Below are 18,074 nucleotides of genomic sequence, written 5' to 3' on the forward strand. Positions count from 1 at the left end.
TCATCAATCCTTATGAAAAAACAATCAAACCGCTCTTTCTTAAAATCAATTACACTTTGTGCAATTGCATTTTTTACCATCAACCTGTCGTTTGCTCAGGACAAAGCAAAGCAAATCGACCAATTAATGAGCCGATATTCTGAATACGGACAACTTAACGGGTCGGTACTTGTTTCGGAACATGGAAAAGTAATCTTCAAAAAAGGATATGGTCTCGCGAATATGGAATGGAATATTCCGAACCAGCCGGATACCAAATTCAGGCTGGGTTCTATCAGTAAACAATTTACGGCGCTTTTAATTGTAAAGTTAGCGGAAGAAGGCAAATTAAAATTAGATGTGCCGATTACCACTTATTTACCGGAGTACCCAAAAGCAACCGGTGACAAAATTACCATTCATCATTTGCTGACACATACTTCGGGCATACCAAATTATACTTCGTTTCCTGATTTTTTCAAAGATAAGAGCCGAAACCCTTTTACACCGCAGGATTTTGTAAAGACATTTCAGGACTTACCACTTGAATTTACACCGGGTGAAAAATTTAATTACAGCAATTCCGGGTATTTTTTGCTGGGTTATATTATTGAAAAAATCACAGCTAAATCGTACGAGCAATACCTGCAGGAGACGATTCTGAATCCGTTGAAAATGACCAACACTGGCTACGACCACAGCGATGTGATACTAAAAAACAGGGCTGCCGGTTATGAAAAAAGAGGGAAAGCCATTAGTAATGCTTCTTATATCGATATGAGTATTCCGTATGCAGCAGGATCTTTGTACAGTACTGTTGAGGATTTATACCTTTGGGATCAGGCCTTGTATACGAATAAATTACTTTCACCAGCCTCTATGGATTTGCTCTACAAACCTTATATCCGCACGGGTGATGAGGCTTATGGATACGGATGGTTTCTGGGAGAGTTTGCCAACGGTAAGGACAAACTAAAAGTGATCGAACATGGCGGCGGTATCAACGGTTTTAATACTATAATATCCCGCCTTCCGGCAGATAAAAACCTGGTTGTGATATTAAACAACACCGGAGGAACTGTTTTAGGAGAAATGAATGAGGCAATCAGAGCTATTTTATACAACCAGCCCTATCAGCAACCAAAAAGATCCATTGCTTTAGAATTGCTGGATGTTTTTACGACAAAAGGACTGAAGAGCGGGATTGATACCTATCAAAAATTAAAAAATGATCCGACTTACGGCATCAAAGAAGGGGACATCAATAGCGCGGGTTATCAATTGTTGCAAACCGGAAAAACGAAAGAAGCTATAGAAGTATTTAAAATTAATGTTGCTGCTTTTCCTAAATCCGGAAATGTATATGACAGTTTGGGAGAAGCCTACCTGAAAGATGGCAACACCACACTCGCCATCGAAAATTATAAAAAATCTATAGAATTGGATCCGAAAAATGAAAGCGGAAAAAAAGTGCTGGAAGAAATTTCCAAAAAACAATAAAAATAATCGTTAGTTGGTAAACTCCGATAGCAGAGATTCAAACCTCTGTTATCGGAGTTTTTTTATTTGAAAATCATTATTTTAGCATCATTCTATTTTTACTTATAACGAAATACGATGAAAGTTCACACCACCAACTACGAAAACACTTTTATTGAAGTGGCAGAAGATTGTCCTGCTGTGAGCGGGGAAATCCCAAAACAGAAAGCAGAAGTCAGGACGATTGCGGCTATTGAATTTGAAATGATCAGCAAGCATCCTTATCAATACACCTCCGATGATGTTTTGTTTCAGGTTTTTGCAGACAAAAATGATCTGACAAAATCGGAATATGAGGAAGCCCGCGAAAAATTCTTTTCCAAAGGCCAGGCGTGCCTGCGTGCCTCTCCCTTAACCAAACGTTATGGCTGGGGTGTTCATCATAATGAAAAAGGGAAAATTGCCCTTTTCGGAAGGGAAACCGAAGACTATCAAAAGCTGCTAAACGATAAAAATCTGAAAGTGGTAAAGGCAATGCGGTCTTCGAGAAAATAATACAAAAAAGCAATATTCAAATACAGGTAATCGTAATCTTACGAACTCTGACAGTACAAATTAAAAATGTATTTGTCGGAGTTTTTTTTGTCTGAAAGTCATTTTTCAATTGAGCGTTTACAATAAAAAATACTATTTTAGCCGTGCCCGAAAAAACAATTTTATAATCCCGGATCAACCCGATTTACAGCCATAAAAGCTGTAAGTAATTTCGAAAAACCTATGAAAAATTTACAAAAACTTTCCTTTTTGATTTTAATCTTAGTGCTCTTTGTGCCGTCTGTTTGTCTTTCTCAGACTTCTTCTGCAAATGTGCCGCTGCCTTCCCAACAAAACACAATCATAGTCAACAAAATTATTGAAGCCACCAATTACAAAACTTATTTTGTTGATTATTGTTTAGGTAAAATAAACGAAACTGCTTCTAAAGAAAAATGGAACGACCAGAAAACCACGGCCATTACAGAAACCATTAATTTTAAAAACTTTAGGGAAGCCGTTTATAATATGTTTGCTTTTTATAATGAAGTCGAATTAGAGACGTTATTAAAAACATACGAAAAAGACAGCGCCTATCAAACGACAAATGCCATGACAACCAACAAAGTCCTTCTTAATAACCTGGATATTTATGCCAGGGATGTTGCTAAGGGAAAATATTTGCTTTCTAAGTAAAAAAAAGCGGGAAGAAAAGTTTGGCACTTTTCTTCCCGCTTTTTTAAGGTTCTAAGGAGCAAAGGCACATAGGTTCTAAGGTTTTTAAACTTGGAATTTGGAATTTAAACCTTGGAATTTCAAACCTTATTTCCCCGGTTTCAATACCAGTTTGGTTGACGTTTTTATGATTTCCTCTTTGTTCATTTTCATTTTTCTGAATTTGCCGGCGTTATACATTTCGGCCTGATCGTTATAATGTTTGCTGAACTGATTTCCGGATTGTCCTGTTGGCAAAATGCTCCAGCTGTTTTCAATATCAGAGAAATCGACAATTCTTCTGGTGGAAGGTCCGCCTTTTACATAATATTTCCCTTCAGCCGTATAACCAAAAAACTGATTGTTGATTACCTCATTGGATCCCGGATCTGCAAAAGGTCCGACATTAAAGAGTTTGCGCAGAGCGGCTATTTTTCCTAACGGATGTTCATGTTCTACAGTATGTACTTTTCCCCAGTTCCAACCTGAAACCTGATTACCCAACTGTTTTTGAAGCGCCGAAATGGCCTCATGAAATGATTTTGTAACAATCTCATTTCTGGTTTCTTTTTTGTTTTTTGTTTTAATATTATCCCACCACACTGAATTTTCATCGGTGATCTGTTTCGCAATAATTTGCTTTCCTAAATGAGTCCCCAGGAACACATTGAAACTATCCTCTCCTATTTCGTCTTCAAAGGTATTTTTGAGATACAGATAAATCCATTTATTGTAAATTGTTGGTGCAATGTCTTCGGTATTGTGGCTTCCATTCCAGGATTTCAGCGCTGTAATGGCCTGTTTTTCTTCTGCAGAAATAGAATTACTATTTAAACAGGAAATCAGACTTGCAACCGTCACGGGAACAACAGCAGAGGTATTATCGTAGATCATTTTACTAATAGCTTCCTTGTCCCAATCTGATTTTGGTTCTAATAATCCGGAAATTCTTTTCGCACGATCCTCCGGCAGGTAATATCCGGGATACAAATACCCGTCAACTGCTTCCGGCTGATTATTGGCCGAATACACATATCCCCATTTTGGGTTTTCTGCTGATGGATTTTTCGAAAAATCTAAGTATTCGGTGATATCATCTTTACCACTCGCACCATCTAAGATGAAGAATGAGTTCACGCCTTTATTGTGCTTATACAATTTGCCTGTTGCCCACCATGCTACATTTCCTTTGGCATCGCCATACATCACATTCAGTCCCGGAGCGGCAACCAATTGAACCGATTTTCTAAAATCAGCTTTGCTTTTAGCATGAGAAAGTCCATAGATAGCATCCAGAATCTGAATCGGCTGCTGTGTATAAATCCATGACATTGCAATCGGATTTTTGCGGTCTAAATTTTCCAGTACATCATTCATGATTGGTCCGTGGCGGCTTGATTTAAACGTCACCACCACATCTGATGTGTCTTTTACTTTTATGGTTTTTTTTATGGTCTCGTAGGTATTAAAACCCGTTGGCGTCTGATATTGACCGGGGTCTCCCTGTTTGTTTGTTTCTTTATAAAAATCGATATCATCATTTTCGAACATTGTCAGTCCATACGCATAATCGCGGTTGTGTGCCAATAACGGAAACGGCGTTCCGGCAAGATAGCAGCCATATATTTCATATTTTGGCGTTACCAGATGGGCTTCATACCAGGTTCCCGGCTGCGAAAATCCGATATGCGGATCATTGGCAAAAATAACTTTTCCGCTTTTTGTTTTATGAGGTCCTACCACCCAGCTGTTACTGCCCACAAATGGAGGAATCGGAGATTTATCTAACAAGGACGCTACCGATTTTGCAATCGTGTTGTATTCTTCTAAATTTTCTTTCGAACTCTTAATCTGTGTGGTATTAAATTCACCTTCAATTCCCAGATCTTTCAGGTATGCTGCACCATATTTGTTGCGGATGTCCGTCAATAACGGATCCGTTTTTTGAGCCATTGCAAAACTAAAAGACATATATCCGAAAATATTATAAACATCTTTTATAGTGAATTTTTCTTTTTTCACCCCCACCAATGTAAATTCAAGCGGTGTTGTCCCTTCTTCTAAATATTGGTTAATCCCATCTAAATAGGCCATTGTCAACTGATAACTCTGGCTTGTCTTGTCTAATTTGGCAATGGCTTTATCGGATGCTTCTTCAATCCCAATTCCGGAGAAAAGCAAATCATTTTTAAGCGCTACCGATCCGAAAATCTCAGACAATCTTCCCGGGGCAATTCGGCGCAGCAATTCCATTTGCCATAATCTTTCCTGTGCGTGTACATATCCCAAAGCCGTCATCGCATCTTTTTCTGAATCTGCATAAATGTGGGGAACTCCAAAGTCATCGAAGTAGACTGTTGTTTCCTTCTGCAGGTTTTTCAGTTCCAGTTCTCCACCATATTTGGGCTTCAGGTGGAATATATAACCACACAAGCCAATTCCGAGAGCAACAATTAAGATCAATAAAACCAACAGGATTTTTTTAATTTTTCTCATATTCAAAAAAGTATAGACAATGACATTTAATAATGATGTAACTAAAAGGAAGAATCATGTAAGAAACCTTTCTTTTAAAATCCTAAATTTATGTATTAAAACCAATACTTTACAATGTCAATCTATAAAAAAATAATAATCGGTGTAATTTCGGTCTTCCTTTTTGTGATTTTCCTCAATATTGGTCTCAATTATTGGATAAAAAAACAATTACCCGTAATTATTGATGAGAAAAACAACACGGCCTATAACATCAATTATGAGAAAATTGAAGTCTCACTGATGTCCCGAAATATTTATGCAACGACCTTATTAGTACATCCTAAAAATCAGCCGAAAGACAGTAAAAACGGACTCTATGCCAAAATCGAATCGGTTACTATCAAACATTTTAATATTTGGGACCTGGTCTTCCGTGATATTATCCAGGCCGAAAGTATTGTCATAGATCAGCCCCGTGTCATCTTATATAAAAAAGGGGAAAAATTGCTGAATAACAACAAAAGTATTCAGACCCAAATTATTGAACCTTTTCGAAAAATAATAGCTGTAAGGAATATTTATCTTAACGACGGCACTGTAGATGTGGTTTCTTTAAACACCAACAAACCGATTTTTAATGTCAAAAAAATTATCCTGAAACTGGAAGGTATTTTGATTACCGACGCTACCTTAAAAGAAAAGATTCCAATTCAATACGAAAAATACACCTTGGTCTGTGATAGCCTGTATTACAAACCGAGTTCTTTTTACCGAATCGATATTGGCAAAATTATCACCGAAAACAACTTTGTGAAAATCAATAAATTTTCGCTTCTGCCCGAATATTCCAGAAAGGTTTTTGTTCAGAAACTGGAAAAGGAAAAAGACATCTATACCTTAAAAGTAGATTCCGCCAACATCAACAATCTGAAATGGGGCTTCAAAAACGATCGTTTTTTCTTTAATGCTTCTTCGGTTGTTATGGATCATTTTGATGCTAATATTTACCGCAGTAAAATCCCCAAAGATGATTTAAGCAAAAAATACCTGTATAACAATTTATTGAGAAAAATCAAATTCCCAATGAAGATTGATTCTTTGCTGATTCGAAAATCAAAATTGGTTTATGAGGAAGAAATTGATTTTTCCAAAGGTCCGGGGATTTTGACTTTTGATCATTTTAATCTTCAGGCAAATAATCTTCAAAGCGGTTTCGGACTAAAAAAGGCCGCTGATGTAAAAATTGCTATTGACTGCAGGTTTATGAAAACCTCCCCTTTTCATGTGAACTGGAATTTTAATGTCCTGGATGTAAAAGACAGTTTTCATATTCGGGGAAAGATCTCCAATTTTGATGTGGCTGCCATGGCCCAATTTACCAGACCCTATATCAATACTTCTTTCACCGGAACTTTTAAAACGTACAGTTTTGATTTTTACGGAAATGATGTGGCGGCAAAAGGAAATGCATCATTGGTTTATGACGACCTGAAAGTCAAACTTTACAAAAAGAAAAACCCGGAAAAGGAAGCAAAATTAAAAAGTGCTATTGCCAATTTACTGGTGAAAAACGATTCGGATCATAAAGCGAAGAAAGCTGATGTTGAATTAAAACGAATTCCCGAAAAGTCATTTTACAACTTTCTATGGCGCAGTGTAGCCGAATCTCTCAAGAAAATTTTGATCTAAAATTTTAAATCACTCAAAAACCTGATATATGTCAGGTTTTGAGACAATCTTTTTTACAACATTTGCTCTTTTAACTCAAAAAGCAAATGTCAAAAAATAATTTACACACTTTTCATATTCCCGTAATGGGACTTGCTTATACCATTGACAGCCCGATTCGGGTGGCACAATATGGCATTTCCTCCGTAATTTCTATTGCTGATGATGAGTTAATTGAAAAAATGAGACTTTTTTACAGTACAAAATTCAATGAGCCTTATCATGAAATCAGTCAGAAAATACAGGATTACCGTGCGGAACGGATTACTTCTTATCTGAATTTAGTCGATAAAATTGTAAAGCAAAAGTTTGAAAGCTTTAAAATGGAACTGGCCGAAAGCAAAACCGCATTGGAAAATTTCATGGCCATGTTACCCAATACTTCCGATATCAAAAAAGGTTTCCAGAATTTGCTGGATGACGGAATCTCTTTCAGGGATAACATTCAAAATTATATCGAATCCCATCTCTCACCCGGCGCTATCGATGTCAATATCATGACGAAACTTGACAAGGATAATTTTGATAAAAAAACGCCGCTTCCTATTGAATTTAATGATGCCCATGCCGCCTTAAGAGGTTTTGCAAAGAGCAACCTTGATTCATCGGTGGTACTTTCTGCCGGAATGAATCCAAGGCTTTACAGTTATTTTGAAAACTTCAGTGATTTTTACCCGGATGAAAACAATGTATTGAAAAAGAAAATTATTCTAAAAGTAAGTGATTTTCGTTCTGCCATGATCCAGGGAAACTTTTTGGCCAAGAAAGGGCTTTGGGTTTCAGAATACCGAATAGAATCCGGACTGAACTGCGGCGGACATGCCTTTGCCACAGAAGGATTGCTTCTGGGTACCATTTTGGAGGAATTCAGACAAAAAAAAGAACAACTGGTACAATCGTCGCATGAAATGATGATTAAGGTCTTACAGCAAAAAAACATGTTCTTTCCTAAAAAACCCCTGGCCACAAGAATTACGGTTCAGGGAGGAGTCGGAACTGCAGAAGAACATGAATTTCTGTTAGAGACGTACAAAGTAGATTCAGTAGGTTGGGGAACTCCCTTTTTACTGGTTCCGGAAGCAACTTCTGTAGACCGCGAAACGAGGAAATTATTGATAGATGCCAAAGAAGAGGATTTATATCTAAGCCATATTTCACCTCTTGGAGTGCCTTTTAATTCTTTGAGAGGCACCTCGAATGAAATTTTAAAACAAAAACGAATTCAGGAAAACAAAGCGGGAAGTTCCTGTCCGAAACGCTTTCTGGCATTAAGCAAAGAATACGGCCCCGAGGGAATTTGTACTGCCGCAAAAAAATATCAGGATTTAAAACTCGAAGCATTAGAAAACGTAAAACAAACACTTTCTGATTCCGAGTACAGGAAAGCAAAAGATTCCATTACGGAGAAATCGTGTTTATGTGTCGGTTTGGCCAATGCCGCTTACTTAGAAAATAATATCAAAATAAAAGGACAGGCACAGGGCGTGGTTATCTGTCCGGGACCTAACATGGCTTATTTTGATCAGGAGGTTTCGCTGAAGGAAATGGTACAGCACATCTATGGCAACAATTCTGTATTAAGAACTTTAAACCGTCCGAATATATTTGTCAAGGAATTAAAAATGTACCTGGAGTATTTCGGGAATGAAATTGAAAATAGCGCAGGAGAAGTCACATCCAATCAGCTAAAAAAATGGAATACTTTTAAATCCAATCTTTTTGAAGGTATTGACTATTATCAGAATTTATTTGAGTCAACTTCTTATTTTAAACCCGATTTGGAGAATATCAAAGAACAATTCAATCGCTGCAAACTGGAATTGACAGCAATTAAAGTCCCTGAATACTGCTAAAAACGAAAAACCCCGGATTGAATTTCAATCCGGGGTTTTATATTTAAACTACTTCTAGTTATTTTTATTCTTTTTGGAGTCTATAATTGCTCCTGTTCCGGCACCCACTCCGGCTCCGGCCAATCCGCCTATTATAGCGCCTTCACCTTTTTTCTTGCTGACAGCAGCTCCCGTAATGGCTCCGACTCCGGCACCAATTACAGCACCTTTAGCAGCAGAACTCCAGCCTTTCTTTTTGGCTGGTGCAGCAGCGGTCGATGTTCCATCAGCCTGATGATTTACTACCACTACTTTCTGAGCTTCTTTTTGAGCTTCCTCTTTTTCTTTTTCCACTTTAGCCATTTCCACGTTCATTGAATCAATAACTTTTTGTTTATTGATTTCAACTTTCATCGAATCTATGCTAGCTTGTTTCGCTTTGCTGATATCCATCTTATCCTGATTCTGACAAGAAACGATACTCAAGGCTGCTATTATTACAACTATTGCTTTCATGATTTTGGCATTTAAATTATACTGTACAAATTAAAGCGTAATCCAACAAGCATGTGTTACATAATTTCATTGAAACATTACAGAATTCGCTAATTTTTCTATTTTCCGAGAATTCCTTTTTTGAGGATTTGCCCGAAATCATACATGTCTTCATACGAACAATACAATGGAACCGGGGCAAGACGAATTACATTAGGTTCACGCCAGTCGGTAATAACTCCGTTTTTCATTAAATAATCAAATAAACTTCTTCCTTCCCCATGTAAAAAAACAGATAACTGAGACGCTCTTTCTTCCGGATTTGAAGGGGTAATAATTTCGAAATTGCCCTTAACTTCTTTGTCTATTTCATGTAAAATAAATTCCAAATAAGAAGTAATATGATCTCTTTTTGCAATTAGGGCATCCATTCCAACTTCAGCAAACATTTCTACAGAAGCCAGATAGGGTGCTAATGAAAGTACCGGTAAATTACTGATTTGCCATCCTCCCGCTCCGTGAACCGGATCAAACACTGGTTCCATTTTAAAACGGCGTTCTTTATTGTGTCCCCACCAACCTGCAAAACGCGGCAAAGCGGAATCGTTGTGATGCTTTTCGTGAACAAAACAACCCGAGGCATTGCCCGGTCCTGAGTTCATATATTTATAACTGCACCAGGCTGCGAAATCTACATTCCAGTCGTGCAGCTGTAATTTGATGTTTCCGGCTGCGTGTGCCAAATCCCATCCTACTTTTGCACCGGCTTTTTGTCCTGCTGCCGTAATTGTTTTAATATCAAAAACCTGTCCCGTATAGTAGTTTACACCTCCAATTAAAACGAGCGCCAGTTCATCTCCAACTTCCTCGATTTTAGCCAGGACATCTTCCAGGCGAATATTGTGTTCACCTTCACGGCGTTTAATTTCCACAATAGCATCTTCCGGTTTATAGCCATGAAAATCAACCTGACTCTGAAACATGTACTGATCAGAAGGAAATGCTTTCTCTTCGCAGATAATTTTGTAACGTGTTGCTGTTGGCTGATAAAATGAAACCATCAGCAAATGGAGATTTACAGTTAAAGTATTCATCACCGTAACTTCTGAAGGCAAAGCCCCCACAATTTTGCTCAAGGGTTCAGCAAATCTTTCCTGATAATCCCACCATGGTTTCTGAGCATAAAAATGACCTTCAACGGCAAGTTCTGCCCAGTCATTCATTACTTCATCAATATAGGCCTTGGTACGCTTTGGCTGTAATCCTAAAGAGTTTCCTGTGAAATAAATTACACGTTTGTCATTTACTTTAGGAAAAATAAACTGATCCTGATAGTGATTTAATGTGTCTTGCGAATCAAGCTCTCGTGCGAACTCGCGTGTATTTAGAAAAGTCATTGTTTTTGTTTTTGAAGCGTAAAAATAGGGAAATGTTCTTGAAAGTTGTTGTTTTTGTTTCAGGTTTCAGGTTTCAGGTTTCAGGTTTCAGGTTTCAGGTTTCAGGTTTCAGGTTTCAGGTTTCAGGTTTATCCCGGCGCGGAATAGCTTTGCGAACTTTGCGTTTAAATACACAAACTGCATCTACCCTCATTTCCAACCTGAAACCTGAAACCTGGAACAAAAAAACCATTTATAAAACAGAAAACCCGACAGCTTTTAAAAAACTGTCGGGTCTGTTTCTGAGATCAACCCAGATTATAGAATTAACATCGCATCTCCGTAAGAATAGAATTTATATTCTTCTTTGATTGCTTCTTCGTAGGCTCTTTTCATTAAATCGTGACCACAGAAAGCAGAAATCATCATTAACAATGTTGACTTTGGTGTGTGGAAATTTGTGATCATACAATTTGCAATACTAAAATCGTGAGGAGGGAAAATAAACTTATTTGTCCATCCTTCGTAAGGATTTAAAGTATTTTGAGAGGAAACTGAACTTTCGATCGCACGCATGGAAGTTGTTCCCACTGCACAAATACGTTTTTTGTTCGCTTTTGCTGTATTTACGATATCACAGGCTTCCTGTTTGATAATCAATTCCTCTGAATCCATTTTATGTTTAGATAAATCTTCCACCTCAACCGGGTTGAAAGTTCCTAAACCAACGTGTAAAGTCACTTCGGCAAAATTTACGCCTTTGATTTCTAATTTTTTCAAAAGGTGTTTTGAAAAGTGTAAACCAGCAGTTGGTGCCGCTACAGCTCCTTCTTCTTTGGCATAAATAGTCTGGTATCTTTCAGCATCTTCAGCCGTTACTTCTCTGTTGATGTATTTTGGAATTGGAGTTTCTCCAAGTTCTGTTAATTTGTTTCTGAATTCTTCGTATGATCCATCGTATAAGAAACGTAAAGTTCTTCCACGGGAAGTCGTATTGTCAATTACCTCAGCAACCAACGAATCGTCATCACCAAAATAAAGTTTGTTACCAATTCTGATTTTACGGGCCGGATCAACCAAAACGTCCCAAAGACGTTGCTCTGAATTTAATTCTCTTAATAAGAAAACCTCAATTCTTGCTCCTGTTTTTTCTTTGTTTCCGTACAAACGTGCAGGGAAAACTTTAGTATTGTTAAGAATTAAAACGTCTCCGTCATCAAAATAATTGATAACATCTTTAAACATTTTGTGCTCTATAGTTTGTTTTTGACGATCGATTACCATTAAACGGGATTCGTCTCTGTTTTCTGCCGGGAATTCCGCTAAAAGTTCTTTCGGTAAATTAAATTGAAAATGTGATAATTTCATTTGAGAAAGTTATGAGTTATAGATTTCGATCAGGATTATTTGGATACCTGATTTTTAATCGTGTGCAAATATACGACTGTGAGATAGGCGTTGTCAAGTGTTTTGCTGTTTATTTTCAAAAGCCGTTGATTTGCTGCGGTTTGGAGTCACTTAAAAAAATGAATTTCACTACTTTTTTTACCATATCAGAACTATAAGTTCATTTAATCCGGATTTCCTGTTTTTCAAAAATCGAAAAACTCAACTATTTAAACCCGACAGGTTTTTAAAACCTGTCGGGTTTCCTTCATCGTTTGCATAAAAAAACCTCCGGTTAAAACCGGAGATTTTGCAAATTATGCTCAATTCCCTTAAATGAACTTACATCACTTATATGGTTTATTTTTTTTTCCTACAATTCTGAAATTTCGAAATTCAGTTGTTTCAGATCCTCCCAGAAATCAGGATATGATTTGGAGACCACTTCGGCATTTTCGATTATAATGGGCACTTTTAAAGCTAAAGGCGCGAAGGCCATTGCCATACGGTGATCGTTGTAAGTCGCAATTTTTACATTGTGATTGATCTTATCGGAAGCCACCAAGGTCAGGCTATCGTTAGTAACTGAGATATTAGCGCCTAATTTGGTCAGTTCTATTCTTAACGCTTCCAGTCGGTCTGTTTCTTTAATTTTTAACGTATGAAGCCCTGTCAGATGGCAGCCAATTCCCAAACCTAAGCAAGTCACTACAATGGTTTGTGCAATGTCCGGTGTATTGTTTAATTCAAAATTTACTGTTTCGAATTTAAAGTTCTGCTGTTTTACCAAAGTCATTTTGTTGTCCTGAAACGTAGTCTGAACTCCCAATTTTTCATAAAGTGATACTAATTCAGAATCTCCCTGTAAACTGTTTTCTTTATAACTGCTTAATGTGATTGAAGCCTTATCAGCCAAAGCCACCAAACTAAAAAAGTAAGATGCGGAACTCCAGTCTGATTCTACCACCATTTCTTTAGTTACAACCTCTGCTTTCGGATATACTTTGATTACGTTTCCTTCAAAACTGGTCTGAATGTCCAAATCTTTCAGCAAAGCTAAGGTCATTTTGATATACGGAACCGACGTAATTTCGCCTTCTAAACTCAGTTCCAACCCATTTTCGAGTTTTGAAGCTACTAATAAAAGTGCCGAAATATACTGACTGCTTACATTGGCCGCCAGAGTAACTTTTGAAGCCGTTACTTTTTTTCCCTTGATTCGTATTGGCGGATATCCTTCTTCTTTCTGATAGGAGATTTCAACACCTAATTGTGCCAAAGCTTCTACCAAAATCTTTATCGGACGTTCCTGCATTCTGGATGAACCTGTCATTACAACTTCCCGTCCTTCGTTAACAGCAAAATAAGCGGTTAAAAAGCGCATTGCTGTTCCGGCATGGTGAATGTCCACGATTTCATCATTTCCAATCAGGGCTTTTTGCATTACTTCGCTGTCATCTGAGTTTGAAGTATTGGCTAAAGTGATATTTGGAAACAATGCTTTGAGCAATAATAAACGATTCGTTTCGCTTTTTGATCCTGTTACTGCAATTTGTCCTTCTAAATTATGTTGAGTGGTCTGAAGTAGTAAATTCATTATTTTAATTGTAAGTTGTAAATTATGAATTACGAAGGATTAGAAACGTAATTCAGTCCCGCAATTTACCACTCCCCGTTCATAATTCAAAATGCAGCACTCATAATTCAAACCTTATGAGTGATATTTCACAATTATTTTAATTTATCGTTGTTTTTGTGACGATCTTTATCCCTCACTGATTTTAAATCCATTTTTTTATCGAAAGCTGCCTGCAAATCAATTCCGGTCTGATTGGCCAGGCATAGAACCACAAACACCACATCTGCCAGTTCCTCTCCTAAATCTTTGTTTTTATCGCTTTCTTTTTCCGATTGTTCGCCATAACGCCTGGCAATAATGCGGGCTACTTCACCCACTTCTTCGGTAAGCTGCGCCATATTGGTAAGTTCATTAAAATAACGGACTCCGTGTTCTTTTATCCAGTTATCTACGTCTAATTGTGCGTTTTTCAAATCCATTTTTATATTTTTTTAAGAACAATTTTTTCATTTTGACTCACGATCATCTTCTGGAACAGCTCTTTCAATACATTATACTGATCTGCTGCAAAATTACTATTGTTGATTTCTTTTGAACCACTTATCTGGATTTTGTTTCCCTGACTGGCAATATTTAAAAAATAAACAATGTCTTTGTCTTCAGATGTTATTTTAACGGGAGTTGGTAACGATTCTACTGCATATCCTTCGGGGATTTCCAGGCTTAGATTGAATTTTTCCTGGGTCGGATAACTAAAACAAACTGGCATCTGCCTTATTTCCTGATTAAATGGATTCTTAGTTCTGGTAAAAAACAATAAAGGATTGATGAAAATTCTGTCCCCGATAATCTCTATCCTGTTTGTTGAAACTAAAGAGAACACTTCGACAACCGGTTCTGAAGCATTCGCTTTTTTATTCTCCACGGTATAATTTGAAATTTTAATATCCCCGAATTTTTCCTCTAATTTTTCAAGATAATTTTCCTGACTCCTGTTGGCATTTTCTGTTCTAAATACAAATGCGTTATAATCTGTTCTTTGCACTTTAACTTTACCTTCAATTTTACCCAGATTATCGATTTTAGCCAAAATATTCCAAATCTCCTTTGATGTTGTAGTGGGCACGAGATTTATTTCCTTCGAAGTTCCGTCGTTTTTAATCAGTCTTCCTTTCCAGTTCAGCACATTCAATGGCAAAATTCCCGGAGTGGTAAATTTATTTGAAGCATCTAATAAAATTTGATTCCCATCGATTTCAGCAGCTGCAATTACATAATTAAATCCTGTTCTTGTGGGATAAACCGGGACTCCGTTTCCTGCTGTACTGACCAAAACCGGGTTTGCTTCTATTCCGGCCAATTTCAACATATTGATTAAAATAAAATTGATTTCTGCCACATTTCCGGTTTGATCGGCATACGCTTTTACTACACCCTGGTCTGTATAATAATCATTCTTTTCATTCCAGTTCATTTTACTCTGAACGAACTTAAAAATAATTTTTAATTTTTCGGTCGGTGATTCGACACCAGTCAGGATACGTCTGGCGTCTTCCAGCAAAAAGTTTTTTTCACTCAGCTCTTTTCCGAAATTTTTATCTTTAAAAATAGTTGTGGCGACACCTTCCCATGTTATCGCATAATCTTTTACAGGCTGATCGGGATAACGGACTCTTTCTAATTCATGCTGAATGGAACCTTTGTAATTATCCAGATTATCTACATAGGGCTCATTTACTAAAGCAGGAATATCTTTTCCGGTGTAAAAAGCGCTAATTTGTCTGTACGAAATTGTCTTTGACCTATTGTATTCATCTTCGAAACTTTGGCTTTTATCCGTAAACTTTGAATCTGTTTCAATTTTATGACTCCCTATTAAAAGTGTTTTATAAATATAATATTCCGGAATATCGGTTTTATACTCAAAATAGCTGACCGGAATTTCATATTGAAAATCAAAATCCGGCAGTTTTACAATATTCTCCGATTTCAGAATGTACTTGTATTCAATAACAGAACCCACTTTTACGTTGGGCATTGTGATCATTTTCTCATTCCAGAATTTATTTACTTTTTTCTTAAAGGTCCCCTGGTTGTCTAATTTCGTTTTTACAATTGCCCCGTTTTCCAGATTGTATGTTACCGCATTTGAAAACTCTAAACGATCTTCTCCCAAAGTTTCATAACCGATATAAAACCGCACTTTCTGATCGGCCCATCTTAATCCTTCTTTCTTATAAATCTTGATTTTAAATTCATAAACATGATTGGCAATAAACCCTTTATCTTTATTATAGGTAAAAGATGTCTTTGCCTTTTTAAACAAAATGGCAGCCGGTGCTGTTGTATCTTTGGGATTCGATTTTTCTTTTAATTCTGCAATAGTTACTTTTCCAAGCTCATAGCTTTGAGCTGTGGCTTTTGAAAATCCACAAAACAAAAAAGCAACTATTAAGAAATTCTGAAACCTCATTTATATTCTTTTTAAAACTATTTTTTCAGTTTCTTTAGCAATCATCTTTTGATAGTATTCTTTTAGCATTTCGTATTTTTCAACTGACACAATTGCTTCGTTTATCTGATGAAGGATCGATAATTGCAATGAATTTCCGCTTTGAGCAATATTAAATTTAAAAGTTCCCAAATTATCCTCCATGGCTAATATTGCCGGAGCAGGCAATGTTTCTACAGCAAATCCCTCAGGAATTTTAATGGTAATATTGAATCTGTCTGTAAAAGGGAATCCGAAATCTACCGGATATTCGCGGACTTCCTGCTTGAAGGAATTTTCAGTGTTTGTGTAAAACAACATTGGATCGATATAGATTTTACCTCCAATTACTTCCGCTAAATTGTCTCCTTTAAAAGAATAACTTTCTATTGTTGGCAGTAAAATTTCTTTTTCGTTTGTTCTGCTGTACTCGCTAATTTCTATTTTATTATTATCGTTTTCAAGTTTTTCAAGGTATACATCCTCTTTAACTCCGTCTACCTCATTTCTGTAAGACATGGCATTATAGTCTGTATATTGTCTTCTTACCTTTCCATTTACTTTACCTTCGGCATCAATTTCATAATTAATGAAAACATTATCATTGGATGCTTTTTTAGGCATTAAATCAATCGCTTCAGAAGTTCCGTCCTTACGGATCAGTCTTCCCTGCCAGTTCAGAGCTCTGAAAGGCAAAATATTAGGAGATGAATATTTACTTGTGGCATCTACTAAAATAATCCCATTTGGCGTTTCCACGGCAGCAATCACATAATTAAAGGCTGTTCGGTTAGGAAATAAAGCAATCCCGTTAGAACGTGTACTTACTAAAACCGGATTGGCAGTAAGGCCTGCGTTGCGCAACATGGCCGTTAACATCAGATTAATATCGGCAGAATTTCCTGTTTTTTCTTTATAGGCTTTACGCACACCAACATCACAGCCATAGCTGCTGTTACCATCCCATTTAACCGTTGATTTTACATAGTTCAAGACAGTCAGGATTATTTCATCAGTGTTTGTAATTCCGGTCAGGAGTTTTTTTAAATCATCCTCGAAGTAACCTGTTTTGTTCAGTTCCGGTCCAAAATCATCATAATCGTAAATTGTTTTCACCACTGAATTCCAATCTGATGAAAACGATTTAACAGGACTATTGGGCCATTTAACAGCAGACAGTTCAAAAGACAGGCTCGAGGTATAATTATCGATATTATTTACAAAAGATTCGTCTTTTATTGCCGGTAAATCTTCAATAGAATAGGTTGTTTTAACTTCAAAATAATCTGTTTTGTCTGTCGAAAAACTAGTCTGGGTTACTCTGCCTTCGCTTCGTTCTTTCGTTGTCGATATAATCGTTTTTGACTTGGTCTCAACAGTTTTCTTAGGAAAAACATATCCTTTTTGCATTACGTTATACACATAATATTCCGGAATAGAGGTTGCAAATTCTGATTTATTTACCGGAATACTATATTGAAATCTCCAGTCTCTCATCCAGCTCACGAAAGGAGCTCTTACTGTATATTTGAATTCAATAACAGAACCTTCTTTTACATTCGGCAATGAGATTTTCTTCTTCCCGTAAAACTTACTTACCGGCTCATCAAATATTCCGTCACTTTTTAATTTTGTTTTTTCAACTTTCCCCCCAACAAGGTTAAAGGTATTGGCATCGGATATCTGAACACTTTCTTTTGAGTTTCCTGAAATGGAATAACCGATAGTCTGATTCGCAAAATCATATCCTTCTTTTTTGTATATTTTGATACGTGTTTCAACTTCAGTGGTTAAAACAAAACCATTAATTTCATTATAGTCAAAGTAGGAGATTCCTTTTTTGTACAAAATGGCAGCAACTGCAGCGGTATCTTTAGGATGTTTTTTTTCCTCTAATTCGGCAACTGACACTTTTCCAAGTTTAAATTCCTGAGCCGTAAGCTGAAGAAAGGAAAAAAGGAAAAAGAATAAAATAATGGGTAGTTGTTTGATTTTCATTCGTG

13 protein-coding genes are annotated in these 18,074 nt (G+C 36.8%); 5 read left to right on the plus strand and 8 right to left on the minus strand.

Features of this window, described 5'->3' with window-relative positions:
- The first annotated feature begins 12 nt into the window (after positions 1-12).
- The 3 genes from LPB89_RS18085 to LPB89_RS18095 all read left to right on the plus strand — a co-directional run bounded on the left by LPB89_RS18085 (position 13) and on the right by LPB89_RS18095 (position 2,688).
- Positions 13-1,479: a serine hydrolase gene (locus LPB89_RS18085; protein ID WP_230703090.1), complete on the plus strand. Its 1,467-nt coding sequence runs from the start codon at positions 13-15 to the stop codon at positions 1,477-1,479.
- Positions 1,480-1,596: 117 nt separating this feature from the next.
- Positions 1,597-2,013, plus strand: a complete 417-nt coding sequence (locus LPB89_RS18090; protein ID WP_230703091.1) for a DUF6157 family protein — start codon at positions 1,597-1,599, stop codon at positions 2,011-2,013.
- Positions 2,014-2,235: 222 nt separating this feature from the next.
- Entirely contained in the window at positions 2,236-2,688 is a 453-nt protein-coding gene (locus tag LPB89_RS18095) for a hypothetical protein (RefSeq protein ID WP_230703092.1), read from the plus strand.
- Between the two features lie 126 nt (positions 2,689-2,814).
- Here the strand turns inward: LPB89_RS18095 and LPB89_RS18100 are convergent, their stop codons facing one another.
- Positions 2,815-5,202, minus strand: coding sequence for a penicillin acylase family protein (locus tag LPB89_RS18100; protein WP_230703093.1), 2,388 nt, complete (start codon positions 5,200-5,202; stop codon positions 2,815-2,817).
- 114 nt (positions 5,203-5,316) lie between these two features.
- Between LPB89_RS18100 and LPB89_RS18105 the strand changes: the two genes are divergently transcribed.
- Entirely contained in the window at positions 5,317-6,873 is a 1,557-nt protein-coding gene (locus tag LPB89_RS18105) for a hypothetical protein (protein ID WP_230703094.1), read from the plus strand.
- Between the two features lie 86 nt (positions 6,874-6,959).
- Positions 6,960-8,765: a hypothetical protein gene (locus tag LPB89_RS18110; protein ID WP_230703095.1), complete on the plus strand. Its 1,806-nt coding sequence runs from the start codon at positions 6,960-6,962 to the stop codon at positions 8,763-8,765.
- A gap of 54 nt (positions 8,766-8,819) precedes the next feature.
- Here LPB89_RS18110 and LPB89_RS18115 read toward each other — a convergent pair whose 3' ends face one another.
- From LPB89_RS18115 to LPB89_RS18145, 7 genes are all read right to left on the minus strand, one after another.
- Positions 8,820-9,260 (minus strand): glycine zipper family protein, encoded by a 441-nt coding sequence (locus LPB89_RS18115; protein WP_230703096.1) that lies wholly within the window; start codon positions 9,258-9,260, stop codon positions 8,820-8,822.
- A 98-nt stretch (positions 9,261-9,358) separates the two neighbouring features.
- Entirely contained in the window at positions 9,359-10,636 is a 1,278-nt protein-coding gene (gene kynU, locus LPB89_RS18120; protein ID WP_230703097.1) for a kynureninase, read from the minus strand.
- 297 nt (positions 10,637-10,933) lie between these two features.
- Positions 10,934-11,983 (minus strand): tRNA preQ1(34) S-adenosylmethionine ribosyltransferase-isomerase QueA, encoded by a 1,050-nt coding sequence (queA, locus tag LPB89_RS18125; RefSeq protein ID WP_127340447.1) that lies wholly within the window; start codon positions 11,981-11,983, stop codon positions 10,934-10,936.
- 391 nt (positions 11,984-12,374) lie between these two features.
- Entirely contained in the window at positions 12,375-13,598 is a 1,224-nt protein-coding gene (gene aroA, locus LPB89_RS18130) for a 3-phosphoshikimate 1-carboxyvinyltransferase (RefSeq protein ID WP_230703098.1), read from the minus strand.
- Positions 13,599-13,732: 134 nt separating this feature from the next.
- Positions 13,733-14,059 carry a nucleotide pyrophosphohydrolase gene (locus LPB89_RS18135; RefSeq protein WP_127340449.1) on the minus strand — a complete coding sequence of 109 codons (327 nt, stop codon included), beginning with the start codon at positions 14,057-14,059 and terminating at the stop codon, positions 13,733-13,735.
- 2 nt (positions 14,060-14,061) lie between these two features.
- Positions 14,062-16,053, minus strand: coding sequence for a DUF3857 domain-containing protein (locus LPB89_RS18140; RefSeq protein ID WP_230703099.1), 1,992 nt, complete (start codon positions 16,051-16,053; stop codon positions 14,062-14,064).
- Entirely contained in the window at positions 16,054-18,069 is a 2,016-nt protein-coding gene (locus LPB89_RS18145; protein WP_230703100.1) for a DUF3857 domain-containing protein, read from the minus strand.
- Between the last annotated feature and the right edge of the window lie 5 nt (positions 18,070-18,074).

This window comes from Flavobacterium sp. ENC (assembly GCF_020991415.1).
Taxonomy (GTDB): Bacteria; Bacteroidota; Bacteroidia; order Flavobacteriales; family Flavobacteriaceae; genus Flavobacterium.